Source organism: Pseudomonas sp. GW456-12-10-14-LB2 (assembly GCF_002884345.1).
Lineage (GTDB): Bacteria > Pseudomonadota > Gammaproteobacteria > Pseudomonadales > Pseudomonadaceae > Aquipseudomonas > Aquipseudomonas paraglycinae.
The window spans coordinates 124604-136233 of record NZ_POHV01000009.1 but is presented as its reverse complement, the minus strand read 5'-3'; the positions used below and the strand labels follow the sequence as shown (position 1 = coordinate 136233).

General features: G+C 60.5%; 14 protein-coding genes. 9 read left to right on the top strand and 5 right to left on the bottom strand.

The features are described from left to right. Positions 1-179: 179 nt before the first annotated feature. From rimO to tsaA, 6 genes are all read left to right on the top strand, one after another. Entirely contained in the window at positions 180-1517 is a 1338-nt protein-coding gene (gene rimO, locus C1X29_RS08485) for a 30S ribosomal protein S12 methylthiotransferase RimO (RefSeq protein ID WP_085748160.1), read from the top strand. A gap of 111 nt (positions 1518-1628) precedes the next feature. Beyond that, positions 1629-2102, top strand: coding sequence for a GNAT family N-acetyltransferase (locus C1X29_RS08480; RefSeq protein ID WP_041475157.1), 474 nt, complete (start codon positions 1629-1631; stop codon positions 2100-2102). Positions 2103-2185: 83 nt separating this feature from the next. Beyond that, complete coding sequence (locus C1X29_RS08475) at positions 2186-2896, top strand: rRNA pseudouridine synthase (protein ID WP_102717225.1); 711 nt, start codon at positions 2186-2188, stop codon at positions 2894-2896. 73 nt (positions 2897-2969) lie between these two features. Beyond that, on the top strand, positions 2970-3437 hold the full coding sequence (locus tag C1X29_RS08470; protein WP_085748159.1) for a DUF1456 family protein: 468 nt from the start codon (positions 2970-2972) through the stop codon (positions 3435-3437). A 156-nt stretch (positions 3438-3593) separates the two neighbouring features. Further along, positions 3594-4364 (top strand): SDR family oxidoreductase, encoded by a 771-nt coding sequence (locus C1X29_RS08465; RefSeq protein WP_102717224.1) that lies wholly within the window; start codon positions 3594-3596, stop codon positions 4362-4364. A 183-nt stretch (positions 4365-4547) separates the two neighbouring features. Beyond that, positions 4548-5246 (top strand): tRNA (N6-threonylcarbamoyladenosine(37)-N6)-methyltransferase TrmO, encoded by a 699-nt coding sequence (gene tsaA, locus C1X29_RS08460; RefSeq protein WP_165369569.1) that lies wholly within the window; start codon positions 4548-4550, stop codon positions 5244-5246. A 125-nt stretch (positions 5247-5371) separates the two neighbouring features. Here tsaA and fpr read toward each other — a convergent pair whose 3' ends face one another. Further along, the gene (gene fpr, locus C1X29_RS08455) at positions 5372-6151 is read right to left on the bottom strand and encodes a ferredoxin-NADP reductase (protein WP_007908723.1); all 780 of its coding nucleotides are present in this window, start codon (positions 6149-6151) and stop codon (positions 5372-5374) included. Between the two features lie 144 nt (positions 6152-6295). On the opposite strand from fpr, the gene C1X29_RS08450 reads away from it, so the two are divergent. Next, positions 6296-7222 (top strand): LysR family transcriptional regulator, encoded by a 927-nt coding sequence (locus tag C1X29_RS08450; protein ID WP_007954941.1) that lies wholly within the window; start codon positions 6296-6298, stop codon positions 7220-7222. On the opposite strand, the gene C1X29_RS08445 is transcribed toward C1X29_RS08450, so the two are convergent. The 3 genes from C1X29_RS08445 to C1X29_RS08435 all read right to left on the bottom strand — a co-directional run bounded on the left by C1X29_RS08445 (position 7219) and on the right by C1X29_RS08435 (position 9275). Then, positions 7219-7581, bottom strand: coding sequence for a diacylglycerol kinase (locus tag C1X29_RS08445; RefSeq protein ID WP_003222276.1), 363 nt, complete (start codon positions 7579-7581; stop codon positions 7219-7221). The genes C1X29_RS08450 and C1X29_RS08445 overlap by 4 nt on opposite strands. A gap of 75 nt (positions 7582-7656) precedes the next feature. Next, complete coding sequence (gene erdR, locus C1X29_RS08440) at positions 7657-8307, bottom strand: response regulator transcription factor ErdR (RefSeq protein ID WP_085647827.1); 651 nt, start codon at positions 8305-8307, stop codon at positions 7657-7659. A gap of 224 nt (positions 8308-8531) precedes the next feature. Next, positions 8532-9275 (bottom strand): tRNA-uridine aminocarboxypropyltransferase, encoded by a 744-nt coding sequence (locus tag C1X29_RS08435; RefSeq protein WP_007954936.1) that lies wholly within the window; start codon positions 9273-9275, stop codon positions 8532-8534. A gap of 189 nt (positions 9276-9464) precedes the next feature. Here C1X29_RS08435 and C1X29_RS08430 point away from each other — a divergent pair, with 189 nt between their 5' ends. Next, positions 9465-9890 (top strand): PA3611 family quorum-sensing-regulated virulence factor, encoded by a 426-nt coding sequence (locus C1X29_RS08430; protein ID WP_085748156.1) that lies wholly within the window; start codon positions 9465-9467, stop codon positions 9888-9890. On the opposite strand, the gene C1X29_RS08425 is transcribed toward C1X29_RS08430, so the two are convergent. Further along, positions 9891-10085 (bottom strand): hypothetical protein, encoded by a 195-nt coding sequence (locus tag C1X29_RS08425; protein WP_085748155.1) that lies wholly within the window; start codon positions 10083-10085, stop codon positions 9891-9893. It abuts the gene before it with no gap. A 352-nt stretch (positions 10086-10437) separates the two neighbouring features. On the opposite strand from C1X29_RS08425, the gene C1X29_RS08420 reads away from it, so the two are divergent. Further along, the gene (locus C1X29_RS08420) at positions 10438-11556 is read left to right on the top strand and encodes a TIGR00730 family Rossman fold protein (protein WP_102686581.1); all 1119 of its coding nucleotides are present in this window, start codon (positions 10438-10440) and stop codon (positions 11554-11556) included. The last annotated feature ends 74 nt before the right edge of the window (positions 11557-11630 follow it).

Genomic DNA, 11630 nt, shown 5'->3' with positions numbered 1-11630 from the left:
AGTAAAGCGCAACGGCGCGAAGCATAGCGCAGCACTCGTCGTATTTCCCTGCATAAAGCTGGTCAAGTGCGCTGCTCGTCGCTAGAATTGCGCACTTTTTGATCAGAGGCGCACTTCAAGCGCCCGTCCGTCGGCTTCTGCCATCAGGCAAGCGACGTCACAAAACACCGAGGTTAGACATGTCCACCACTCCTGCGCCGGCCAATCCAAAGGTTGGCTTCGTTTCTCTGGGTTGCCCGAAAGCACTGGTCGACTCCGAGCGCATCCTGACCCAGCTGCGCATGGAAGGCTATGACGTGGTGTCCACCTATCAGGACGCCGACGTGGTCGTGGTCAACACCTGCGGCTTCATCGACTCGGCCAAGGCCGAATCGCTGGAAGTCATCGGTGAAGCGATCAAGGAAAACGGCAAGGTCATCGTGACCGGCTGCATGGGCGTGGAAGAAGGCAATATCCGTGACGTGCACCCGAGCGTGCTGGCCGTCACCGGTCCGCAGCAGTACGAGCAAGTGGTCAACGCGGTGCACGAAGTCGTGCCGCCGAAGCAGGATCACAACCCGCTGATCGACCTGGTGCCGCCGCAAGGCATCAAGCTGACCCCGCGCCACTACGCGTACCTGAAGATTTCCGAAGGCTGCAACCACAGCTGCAGCTTCTGCATCATCCCGTCGATGCGCGGCAAACTGGTCAGCCGTCCGGTTGGCGACGTGCTCGACGAAGCCCAGCGTCTGGTCAAGTCCGGCGTGAAGGAACTGCTGGTGATTTCCCAGGACACCAGTGCCTACGGCGTTGACGTCAAATACCGCACCGGTTTCTGGAACGGCGCGCCGGTGAAAACCCGCATGACCGAACTGTGCGAAGCGCTGAGCACCCTCGGTGTCTGGGTCCGTCTGCACTACGTTTACCCGTACCCGCACGTCGACGAATTGATCCCTCTGATGGCCGCTGGCAAGATCCTGCCGTACCTGGACATCCCGTTCCAGCACGCCAGCCCGAAAGTCCTGAAGTCGATGAAACGCCCGGCGTTCGAAGACAAGACCCTGGCGCGGATCAAGAACTGGCGCGAAATCTGCCCGGACCTGATCATCCGTTCGACCTTCATCGTCGGCTTCCCCGGCGAAACCGAAGAAGACTTCCAGTACCTGCTGGACTGGCTGACCGAAGCCCAGCTCGACCGCGTCGGCTGCTTCCAGTATTCGCCGGTCGAAGGCGCTCCAGCCAACGATCTGGATCTGGAAGTGGTTCCGGACGACGTCAAGCAGGATCGCTGGGAACGCTTCATGGCGCACCAGCAGGCCATCAGCTCGGCGCGCCTGCAAATGCGCATCGGCCGTGAAATCGAAGTGCTGGTGGACGAAGTCGACGAGCAGGGCGCGGTCGGCCGCTGCTTCTTCGATGCCCCGGAAATCGACGGCAACGTGTTCATCGACAACGGCAGCAACCTCAAGCCGGGCGACAAGGTCTGGTGCAAGGTGACCGACGCCGACGAATACGACCTCTGGGCCGAACAGATCTAAGCGCGAAAAATACAGAAAGCCCCGCTCTCTTTTACGAGATGCGGGGCTTTTTTACGGCTAGAGTTTGTGAGGGGAAGGACTCCCTCATCCATGACAAAGAGGCTATCGGGCATGCGTCACCACTCGGTCATCCACACGCCGAAACTCAGCGATTATCAGGAACTGACCCGGGTCTGGGAGGCCTCGGTCCGCGCGACTCATGATTTCCTGCCGGAATCCTACATCGAGCTGCTGAAGAATCTGGTGCTGACCCGCTACCTCGATGCGGTGATGCTGATCTGCACCCGGGACAGCCACCAGCGCATCACCGGGTTTGCCGGGGTTGCGGCGGGCAAGATCGAAATGCTGTTCATCGACCCGGCCCATCGCGGTCAGGGCCTTGGCAAGAAACTGCTGAAGTACGCGATGGAGCACCTGAACGCCGACGAACTGGACGTCAACGAACAAAACCCGCAGGCCCTGGGGTTTTACTTCAAGCAAGGGTTCGAGGTGATCGGCCGCTCGGAAGTCGATGGCATGGGCCAGCCGTATCCGCTGTTGCACATGCGCCTGAAACAACCGGAGCAGCGCGCCGTACGCGGCTAAAAGCCACACGGCGCAAATGCAATCGGGCTTAACCGGCCCCAGGCAGGTACAATGCCCACCCCTTTTTTGTTACGGCCCCTGTCATGACTGACCCGATTCGCCTCTCCAAACGCCTCATCGAGCTGGTCGGTTGCTCCCGCCGGGAAGCCGAGCTGTTCATCGAGGGCGGCTGGGTCACCGTGGACGGCGAAGTCATCGACGAGCCGCAGTTCAAGGTCGGCGACCAAAAGGTCGAGCTCGACAAGGACGCCAAGGCCACCGCGCCGGAGCCGGTGACCATCCTGCTCAACGTGCCGGCCGGCGTGGATGTCGACAGCGCCATGCAGTCGCTGAACGCCGAAACCCTCAGCGAAGAACACCGCTACGGCAAGCGTCCGCTGCGCGGGCACTTCCTGCGCCTGACCGCCAGCGCCGACCTGCAACCCAAGGCCAGCGGCCTGCTGGTGTTCACCCAGGACTGGAAGGTGCTGCGCAAGCTCACCGCCGACGCGGCCAAGATCGAGCAGGAATACGTGGTCGAAGTCGAAGGCGACATGGTTGCCCACGGCCTCAATCGCCTGCAGCACGGCCTCACCCACAAGGGAAAGGAACTGCCGCCGGTCAAGGCCAGCTGGCAGAACGAAAACCGTCTGCGCTTCGCCATGAAAAACCCGCAGCCGGGGATCATCGCCCAGTTCTGCGAAGCGGTCGGCCTGAAGGTCATCGGCATACGCCGGATCCGCATCGGCGGCGTGTCCATCGGCAAGGTGCCGGTCGGCCAATGGCGCTACCTGTCCGGCAAAGAGAAATTCTAAGGCTCGCAAGCCACCCTACATTCCGGCATCGCGCCCCGCTCGGTGCCCACAGCGAACAATCAGGATTGCACACATGGTTCACAACGACGTTCTGCGCAGCGTGCGCTACATGCTCGACATCAGCGACAAGAAAGTGGTCGAGATCATCAAACTCGGCGGCCTGGACGTCACACTTGCCGATGTCGTGACGTACCTCGACAAGAAAGAAGAAGACGAAGAAGGTTTCGTGCGCTGCCCGGACGAAGTCATCGCGCACTTCCTCGACGGTCTGGTGATCTTCAAGCGCGGCAAGGACGAAAGCCGTCCGCCGCTGCCGATCGAACTGCCGGTGACCAACAACATCATCCTGAAAAAGCTGCGCGTGGCCTTCGAACTGAAGGAAGACGACATGCACGCGATCCTCAAGGCTGCCGACTTCCCGGTGTCCAAGCCTGAGCTGAGTGCGCTGTTCCGCAAGGTCGGCCACACCAACTACCGCCCGTGCGGCGATCAGTTGCTGCGCAATTTCCTCAAGGGGCTCACGCTCCGCGTGAGAGCGTAAAGCAGCGACAGGCGTCGAGCTGCAAGCTTTTACTCGTAGCTCGACGCTCGCAACTTGAAGCTGGCCCTATGGCCTCCCATTCCTTCCAAAAATAGTGGCTCCGCTTTTCGCAGCCGGCGACTAGGGTGTACTGAACCCTAGCCCTCAGGATTCGCCATGCACCCGTATTTCTCCCTGCAAGGCCGCACCGCCCTGGTGACCGGCGGCACCCGTGGTATCGGCAAAATGATCGCCAAGGCGTTTGTCGAAGCAGGCGCCCGCGTGTACGTCTGCTCCCGTGACGCGGAAGCCTGTCATCAAACCGCTGAAGAACTCAGTGCCCTGGGCACGTGTCATGGCATGGCGGCGAATCTGGCAACAGAAGAAGGCGTGAAAGAGCTGGCCGCGCGACTGGGCGAGCAGATCACTCATCTGGACATTCTGGTGAACAACGCCGGCACCACTTGGGGCGCGCCGCTGGAGAGCTACCCGGTCAAGGGCTGGGAGAAAGTCATGCAACTCAACGTGACCTCGGTGTTCAGTTGCATCCAGCAGTTTCTGCCGTTGCTGCGCCAATCCGGGTCGGTGGCCAATCCGGCGCGGATCATCAACATCGGCTCGGTAGCGGGGATCTCGTCTTTCGGTGAACAGGCCTATGCCTACGGACCGAGCAAAGCGGCCCTGCATCAACTGTCGCGGATTCTCGCCCGGGAACTGGTGAGCCAGCACATCAACGTCAATGTCATCGCGCCGGGACGCTTCCCGAGCAAAATGACCCAGCACATCGGCAGCGACCAGCAGGCGCTGGCCGAAGACACTGCGCTGATCCCGATGAAACGCTGGGGGCGTGAGGAAGAGATGGCAGCGCTGGCGATCAGCCTGGCGAGTACCGCCGGGGCGTACATGACCGGGAATATCATTCCGCTGGATGGCGGGTTTAGTCTCTGATATCGGCGGTGAGGCTATCGCTGGTAAGCCAGCTCCCACAGGTCTTTTGGTGTACACACATGATGCGAACTCCCGCGAACCCTGTGGGAGCTGGCTTGCCGGCGATAGCGTCAGGTCTGCCAGCACCAGACTGGCGGCCGGACGGGTTATCATGCCCGCCCTGCTCCGCTTCGAATGCAAACCATGACTTACAGCGTCTCCCCCATCGGCTTCGTCCGCTCCTGCTTCAAGGAGAAGTTCGCCATCCCGCGCCAGCCGCAACTGGCACCCGCCGCCCGTGGCGTGCTGGAACTGGTGGCACCGTTCGATCAGGGCGACGCGGTGCAGGGACTGGAGCAGGTCAGTCATGTCTGGCTGCTGTTCCTGTTCCATCAGGCGCTGGAAGACAAGCCGCGCCTCAAGGTCCGCCCTCCGCGCCTCGGTGGCAACAAGTCGATGGGCGTGTTCGCCACCCGCGCCACGCACCGGCCGAACGGCATCGGTCAGTCGGTGGTGAAACTGGACAAGGTCGAGGCCAACCGCCTGTTCATCTCCGGCATCGACTTGCTGGACGGCACGCCGATTCTCGACGTCAAACCCTACGTGCCGTACGCCGACATCATTGCTGACGCTTCCAACAGCATCGCCAGTGCCGCGCCGCAACTGATCGACGTGCAGTGGACGGACGCGGCGCTGCAACAGGCGCACACGCACGCTCAGCGCCTGGCCGAGCCGCTGGTCGAGCTGATCGAGCAGTGCCTGGCCCAGGATCCGCGCCCGGCCTATCAGACGCCCGCGCCCGAACGCGAATACGGCGCGCAGTTCTGGGATCTGGACGTGCGCTGGCATTACCCTGTGCCTGAGCAGATCCGCGTCCTGGAAGTCATCCCCGCCGCTGACTGAATCGCGAAAACGAAAAAGCCCGCGCTGCCTTCTCAGGCAACGCGGGCTGATCGTTCCCACGTCGAGGCGTCGAACCGTCTGCGTGGGAATGCATCCAGTGACGCTCTGCGTCACCTATAAACAGCTTACTTCTCGACGAATGCGCGCTCGATCAGGTAGTCACCCGGCTCGCGCATCCGCGCCGAGATCTTCAGGCCGAAGCTGTCGAGCACTTCGCTGGTCTCGTCGAGCATACTCGGGCTGCCGCAGATCATCGCGCGGTCGTCCTGCGGGTTGATCGGTGGCAGGCCGATGTCGCTGAACAGCTTGCCGCTGCGCATCAGGTCGGTCAGACGGCCCTGATTCTCGAACGGTTCGCGGGTCACGGTCGGGTAGTAGATCAGCTTGTCACGCAGCGCCTCTCCGAAGAACTCGTTCTGCGGCAGGTGCTCGGTGATGAATTCGCGGTAGGCGACTTCGTTGACGTAACGAACACCGTGAACCAGGATCACTTTCTCGAAGCGCTCGTAGGTTTCCGGGTCCTGGATCACGCTCATGAACGGCGCCAGACCGGTGCCGGTGCTCAGCAGGTACAGGTGCTTGCCCGGGTTCAGGTCGTCCAGCACCAGGGTGCCGGTCGGTTTTTTCGAGATGATGATCTCGTCGCCTTCCTTCAGGTGCTGCAGCTGGGAGGTCAGCGGACCGTCCTGCACCTTGATGCTGAAGAACTCGAGATGCTCTTCCCAGTTCGGGCTGGCGATCGAGTAAGCGCGCATAAGCGGGCGGCCGTTTGGCTGTTGCAGGCCGATCATCACGAACTGACCGTTCTCGAAGCGCAGGCCCGGATCGCGGGTGCACTTGAAGCTGAACAGAGTGTCGTTCCAGTGATGAACACTGAGGACACGCTCGTGGTTCATGTTGCTCATGTACGTGGGACTCCTGGAGATTGATCTGCGCCTGCCCGGCTCGTGTTGAAGAATGCCGACGGTGCGCAATTGCATCGCATTCTAATAGCGCCGACAATATCTGTTAACTGGATTATTAAGATAAGGGTTATCGGTTATATCGATATGCGATTTACTCTTCGTCAACTGCAAGTCTTCGTCGCTGTCGCTCAGCAGGAAAGCGTGTCCCGTGCTGCGGGTCTGCTCAACCTGTCGCAATCGGCCGCCAGCACTTCCATCACCGAACTGGAGCGCCAGTCCAGCTGCCAGCTGTTCGACCGCGCCGGCAAACGCCTGAGCCTCAACGCCCTCGGCAAACAGTTGTTGCCGCAAGCGGTGGCCATGCTCGATCAGGCCAAGGAAATCGAAGACCTGCTCAACGGTAAATCCGGTTTCGGCTCGCTGTCGGTGGGCGCGACCCTGACCATCGGCAATTACCTGGCGACGCTGCTGATCGGCGGTTTCATGCAGCGCCACCCCGAAAGCCAGGTGAAGCTGCATGTGCAGAACACTGCCAATATCGTGCAACAAGTGGCTCATTACGAAATTGATCTGGGTCTAATCGAGGGCGATTGCAGCCACCCGGACATCGAAGTGCAGAGCTGGGTCGAGGATGAACTGGTGGTGTTCTGCGCCCCACAACATCCGTTGGCCAAGCGCGGCAGCGCGACCATGGAAGAGTTGACGCACGAAGCGTGGATTTTGCGGGAACAGGGTTCGGGGACGCGCCTGACCTTCGATCAGGCGATGCGGCATCACCGCAGTGCGCTGAACATCCGGCTGGAGCTGGAACACACCGAAGCGATCAAACGCGCGGTGGAATCAGGTCTGGGGATTGGCTGTATTTCGCGTCTGGCGCTGCGTGACGCCTTCCGTCGCGGCAGCCTGGTGCCGGTGGAGACGCCGGATCTGGATCTGGCGCGGCAGTTCTATTTCATCTGGCACAAGCAGAAGTACCAGACCTCCGCCATGCGCGAATTCCTCGATCTGTGCCGCGCCTTCACCGCCGGGGTGCAGCGCAGCGACGAGATCGTTCTGCCGAGCATCGCTTAGAGCAGAATCACCGCCCACACCAGGGCGATCATGCTCAGTGCCACGAATTGCGCGGCGCTGCCCATGTCCTTGGCGTTCTTGGACAGCGGGTGCAACTCCAGCGAGATACGGTCGATGGCCGCCTCCACCGCTGAATTCAACAGCTCGACGATCAGCGCCAGCAGGCACACGGCGATCAGCAGCGCCTGCTCGACCCGGCTGACATTGAGGAAAAACGTCAGCGGAATCAGTACCACGTTAAGCAGCACCAACTGGCGGAATGCGGCTTCGCCAGTGAAGGCGGCGCGCAAGCCGTCCAGCGAGTAACCGGAAGCGTTGAGGATGCGTTTCAGGCCCGTCTGGCCCTTGAAAGGTGACATAAAGTAGATAACCGACCGAAAGGAAGTGGGGAAGCTAGATCAACGAAAGTCAAAAAAGCGTGAAGACGCCAGCGCTTACTGGCTCGGAATTGACTCAAGTTGTTGCAGCAGTAAAGCTGCCTGGGTCCGGGTCCGCACGTTCAACTTGCGAAAAATCGCCGTGACGTGGGCCTTGATGGTCGCTTCGGACACGCTCAGCTCGTAGGCGATCTGCTTGTTCAGCAAACCTTCGCAGACCATGGTCAGCACCCGGAACTGCTGCGGCGTCAGGCTCGCAAGGCCATCGCTGGCGGCTTTGGCTTCATCCGAAACGCTGACCGCTTCGAATGCCTGGGGCGGCCAGAACACGTCGCCATCCAGCACTTTGCGCACCGCTTCCTGAATCACGCTCAGGTCGCTGGACTTGGGAATGAAGCCACTGGCGCCAAACTCCCTGGACTTGACCATCACCGAGGCTTCTTCCTGGGCCGAAACCATCACCACCGGAATCTGCGGGTATTGACCGCGCAGCATCACCAGCCCGGAAAACCCGAAGGCGCCCGGCATGTTCAGGTCCAGCAGCACCAGATCCCAGTCAGCCTTTTCGGTCAGGCGGGCTTCCAGCTCCGCGATGCTCGCCACCTCCACCATGCGTACGTCCGGGCCAAGGCCCATCGTCACCGCTTGGTGCAGTGCGCTACGAAAAAGAGGGTGATCATCGGCAATCAGGATGTCGTATGTGGCCATTTTTCAAATGATCCTGTTTTTGATGGCGGGCCCGCGCATTCGGGCCTCACCAAAGCAAATCCAGACACCGCCCGGCAGCGGCATCCACAGGGGCACGTTCAACGCCAATCACGAACAAAAACGGCGTTTCAAACCTTGGCCGCACCCCAATCGGCGCCAAGCATGACCAGCGAAGCCGGGGTGGTCAAGCCGCACGGCCACTGCTTTAGCAGTATGGGCCAGGATCAGGCCGGTACTGGCGCCGCGTTTCGGATATAGGGCAGCAATTCGGCGTGGGCCGGCGTCGACACATTGACGTCCAGTTGCTGCTTGGCCCCCAGGTAATGCTGGCTGAACACATCGAAATAGGCATCCAGCGCCGACGCCGCGTCCGAATCGCCGGCCAGTTCCAGACACAGCGCCGCCACTTCGGCGGTGCACAGGTGCTCGCTGCGGGTCGAGCGGCGCAGGCGATAGCGCGAGAGTTTGTCGGGCAACAAGCTCAGGATAGGCAAACGATCGAAATACGGGCTCTTGCGGAAGATCTTGCGAGCCTCGGTCCAGGTCGCGTCCAGCAGGATGAACAGCGGGCGCTTGCTGCTATCGAGATCCACGGTGTTGGTCACCCGCGAAGGTTCGACGTACTCGCCGGGGAATACCAGATACGGCTGCCATTGCGGGTCGTTCAGCAGCGCCAGCAGTTGCTCGTCGGGTTCGGTCCGCGACCAGATGAAGGCATGGTTGTCGCGCACGATGTCGGCGATCAACCAACCGGTGTTACTTGGCTTGAACACTTCCTTGCCGGTCATGATCAGGCAAACGCCCGAGCGTGTATCGACGGTTGGCCGCCAGGCGCACAGGCAATGGCTGATGATCACCCGGCAATCGCGGCAGCGCGGGGAGCGAAAGCCACGGGCCTGGATCGGTTTGATGCCTTCGTCCTCGCGCTGATCGCGCAGGCGGGCCACGGCGTTGGGGGCATGATTCATCGCAGGCGGCACCGGCAGACAGGAAAACTCGACACGAACGACACTCGGCAGGGCAATAAAGGGCGGCAGTTTACCAGAGCGACGGGCACAAGCCTGTACCCTCCCGACCGGCTCCCCTATAATTCGCCGCCACTGAACGCACAGTCACGTGGCTGGTCGAACCACCAGTCACTGAACCAGGAGAGTTTCATGCTGCGCCTTATCGTTCCCACCGCTGCCATTCTGCTGGCTTCGTCCTTCAGCGCTCAGGCTGCATCCCTGAGTGAGCAGAATCTGAACCGAGAGCTGCGCAATGTCGCCGCACAAAGCAGCGTCGGCACGCCACGGGCGATCAACGAAGACATTCTTGATCAGGGCTACACCGTCGAAGGCACCACGCTGGTCAATCACCTGAGCGTGCAAAAGAGCCACGCCGACAAAATGCGCGCCGATCCCAAAGCCGTGTATTTCCAGCTGGGCGCCTCGGTCTGCAACAATCCGTCGTACCGCAAGCTGATGGCCAAAGGCGCGATCATGCGTTATGAATTCACCGAAGTGAAAAGCAACAAGGCGATCGGCTCCGCCAGCTACCAGGAATCGGATTGCCCGAAAGCGGCTCCAGCGAAGAAGAAGTAATCATCGCGACGTAGCGCGCCGCTGTTCATCCTCGGCGCGCAGTTCGGCCAGCAAGGCCTGCAAGTAACGCGAGCGGCGCTCCCCTCCCGCCAGGCGTCGGCAGCACTCCTCTTCGAGACTCACATGGTTGGTCTCGGCCGATGCTTTCAACAACCGATACAGCTGCGTATCGATCTCCAGAATGACTCTGGTCATGTGTCCTGCCTCCTTGCCACCCGCAAATCCTTGAATAGCGTGCACCTTGCGTACGGTCGTTGACGCAAAGTTGTCGTACGGCGCCTTTAACTTAGTAAATCAGAGCATTCAGCCCTCGACGTGGCATCGGACGAGCGGTGAAAACACTTCGAAAAGCGGCAATAAGCAGTTGCCAGGAAAGACTTTGCGGCGCAATGCTCAATGAGCGAAAAATGCTTTGAGGGTCTAGATTCAACGTATTCCCGATCTTTTATTAACGGCAGGAAAGGAGCTGCCGGCTGTTTGTTTTCTTGCAGCGCGGCACTGACGCCGCACGTCAGGGCCGAAAGCTCTGTGCAGAAGGAGAAGTTGCATGCCTTACCAACCGAATGACCTGCTCAGCCGTCATTTTCAGGAAAGCGGCCACGACCTCATCAGCAAGGTCGAAGAACAACTCAACCTGGTGTCACCCAACAGTCCGAATTCCCCCATCTACCGCGACATGATCCTGACCGTTCTGCGTATGGCCCAGGAAGACCACAACCGCTGGAACGCCAAGATCACCCTGCAAGCCCTGCGCGAACTGGAGCAGGCCTTTCGAACCCTTGAACAGTTCAAGGGGCGACGCAAGGTCACGGTGTTCGGTTCGGCCCGCACCCCGGTCGAACATCCCCTTTACGCCATGGCTCGTGAACTCGGGGCCTCGCTGGCCCGCTCGAACATGATGGTCATCACCGGTGCCGGCGGCGGAATCATGGCCGCCGCCCATGAAGGTGCCGGCCGCGATCACAGCCTGGGTTTCAACATCACCCTACCCTTCGAACAACATGCCAACCCCACTGTGGACGGTACCAACAACCTGCTGCCGTTCCACTTCTTCTTCACCCGCAAGCTGTTCTTCGTCAAGGAAGCCGATGCGCTGGTGTTGTGCCCCGGCGGGTTCGGCACCCTGGACGAAGCGCTGGAAGTGCTCACGCTGATCCAGACCGGCAAAAGCCCTCTGGTGCCGGTGGTGCTGCTGGACGCACCGGGCGGGACTTTCTGGCAAGGCGCGCTGGACTTCATTCGCCAGCAACTGGAGGAAAACCGTTACATTCTGCCGACCGACCTGAAGTTGGTGCGCCTGGTCTACAACGTTGAAGAGGCGGTGGAGCAGATCAACCAGTTCTACGGCAACTTCCACTCCAGCCGTTGGCTCAAGCGCCAGTTTGTCATTCGCATGAACCACAAGTTGAGCGATCAGGCCCTGGAGCATATGCAGGAAGCGTTTGCCGATTTGTGCCTGAGTGACCAGTTCCATCAACACGCCTACGCCGGCGAAGAGCACGACGATGCTCAATTCAGCCACCTGACGCGCCTGGCATTCGCCTTCAATGCCCGGGATCACGGGCGTCTGCGGGAGCTGGTGGACTACATCAACCTGCCGGAAAACTGGGCCCACTCAAAACCCCAAACCGCGCAACGCACTCGCGAACCGTCGAAGGTAACGTGAAGGCAAAAAAAAACGGCCCGCTATCGAAATAGCGGGCCGTTTTTATTTTTCAGATGAAGCTGAGCTGAAGCTGG

What these genes read in the sequence shown, in the direction of transcription:
- rimO (WP_085748160.1), top strand. Translation starts at nt 180, where the DNA reads ATGTCCACCACTCCTGCGCCGGCCAATCCAAAGGTTGGCTTCGTTTCT.
- C1X29_RS08480 (WP_041475157.1), top strand. Translation starts at nt 1,629, where the DNA reads ATGCGTCACCACTCGGTCATCCACACGCCGAAACTCAGCGATTATCAG.
- C1X29_RS08475 (WP_102717225.1), top strand. Translation starts at nt 2,186, where the DNA reads ATGACTGACCCGATTCGCCTCTCCAAACGCCTCATCGAGCTGGTCGGT.
- C1X29_RS08470 (WP_085748159.1), top strand. Translation starts at nt 2,970, where the DNA reads ATGGTTCACAACGACGTTCTGCGCAGCGTGCGCTACATGCTCGACATC.
- C1X29_RS08465 (WP_102717224.1), top strand. Translation starts at nt 3,594, where the DNA reads ATGCACCCGTATTTCTCCCTGCAAGGCCGCACCGCCCTGGTGACCGGC.
- tsaA (WP_165369569.1), top strand. Translation starts at nt 4,548, where the DNA reads ATGACTTACAGCGTCTCCCCCATCGGCTTCGTCCGCTCCTGCTTCAAG.
- fpr (WP_007908723.1), bottom strand. Translation starts at nt 6,151, where the DNA reads ATGAGCAACATGAACCACGAGCGTGTCCTCAGTGTTCATCACTGGAAC.
- C1X29_RS08450 (WP_007954941.1), top strand. Translation starts at nt 6,296, where the DNA reads ATGCGATTTACTCTTCGTCAACTGCAAGTCTTCGTCGCTGTCGCTCAG.
- C1X29_RS08445 (WP_003222276.1), bottom strand. Translation starts at nt 7,581, where the DNA reads ATGTCACCTTTCAAGGGCCAGACGGGCCTGAAACGCATCCTCAACGCT.
- erdR (WP_085647827.1), bottom strand. Translation starts at nt 8,307, where the DNA reads ATGGCCACATACGACATCCTGATTGCCGATGATCACCCTCTTTTTCGT.
- C1X29_RS08435 (WP_007954936.1), bottom strand. Translation starts at nt 9,275, where the DNA reads ATGAATCATGCCCCCAACGCCGTGGCCCGCCTGCGCGATCAGCGCGAG.
- C1X29_RS08430 (WP_085748156.1), top strand. Translation starts at nt 9,465, where the DNA reads ATGCTGCGCCTTATCGTTCCCACCGCTGCCATTCTGCTGGCTTCGTCC.
- C1X29_RS08425 (WP_085748155.1), bottom strand. Translation starts at nt 10,085, where the DNA reads ATGACCAGAGTCATTCTGGAGATCGATACGCAGCTGTATCGGTTGTTG.
- C1X29_RS08420 (WP_102686581.1), top strand. Translation starts at nt 10,438, where the DNA reads ATGCCTTACCAACCGAATGACCTGCTCAGCCGTCATTTTCAGGAAAGC.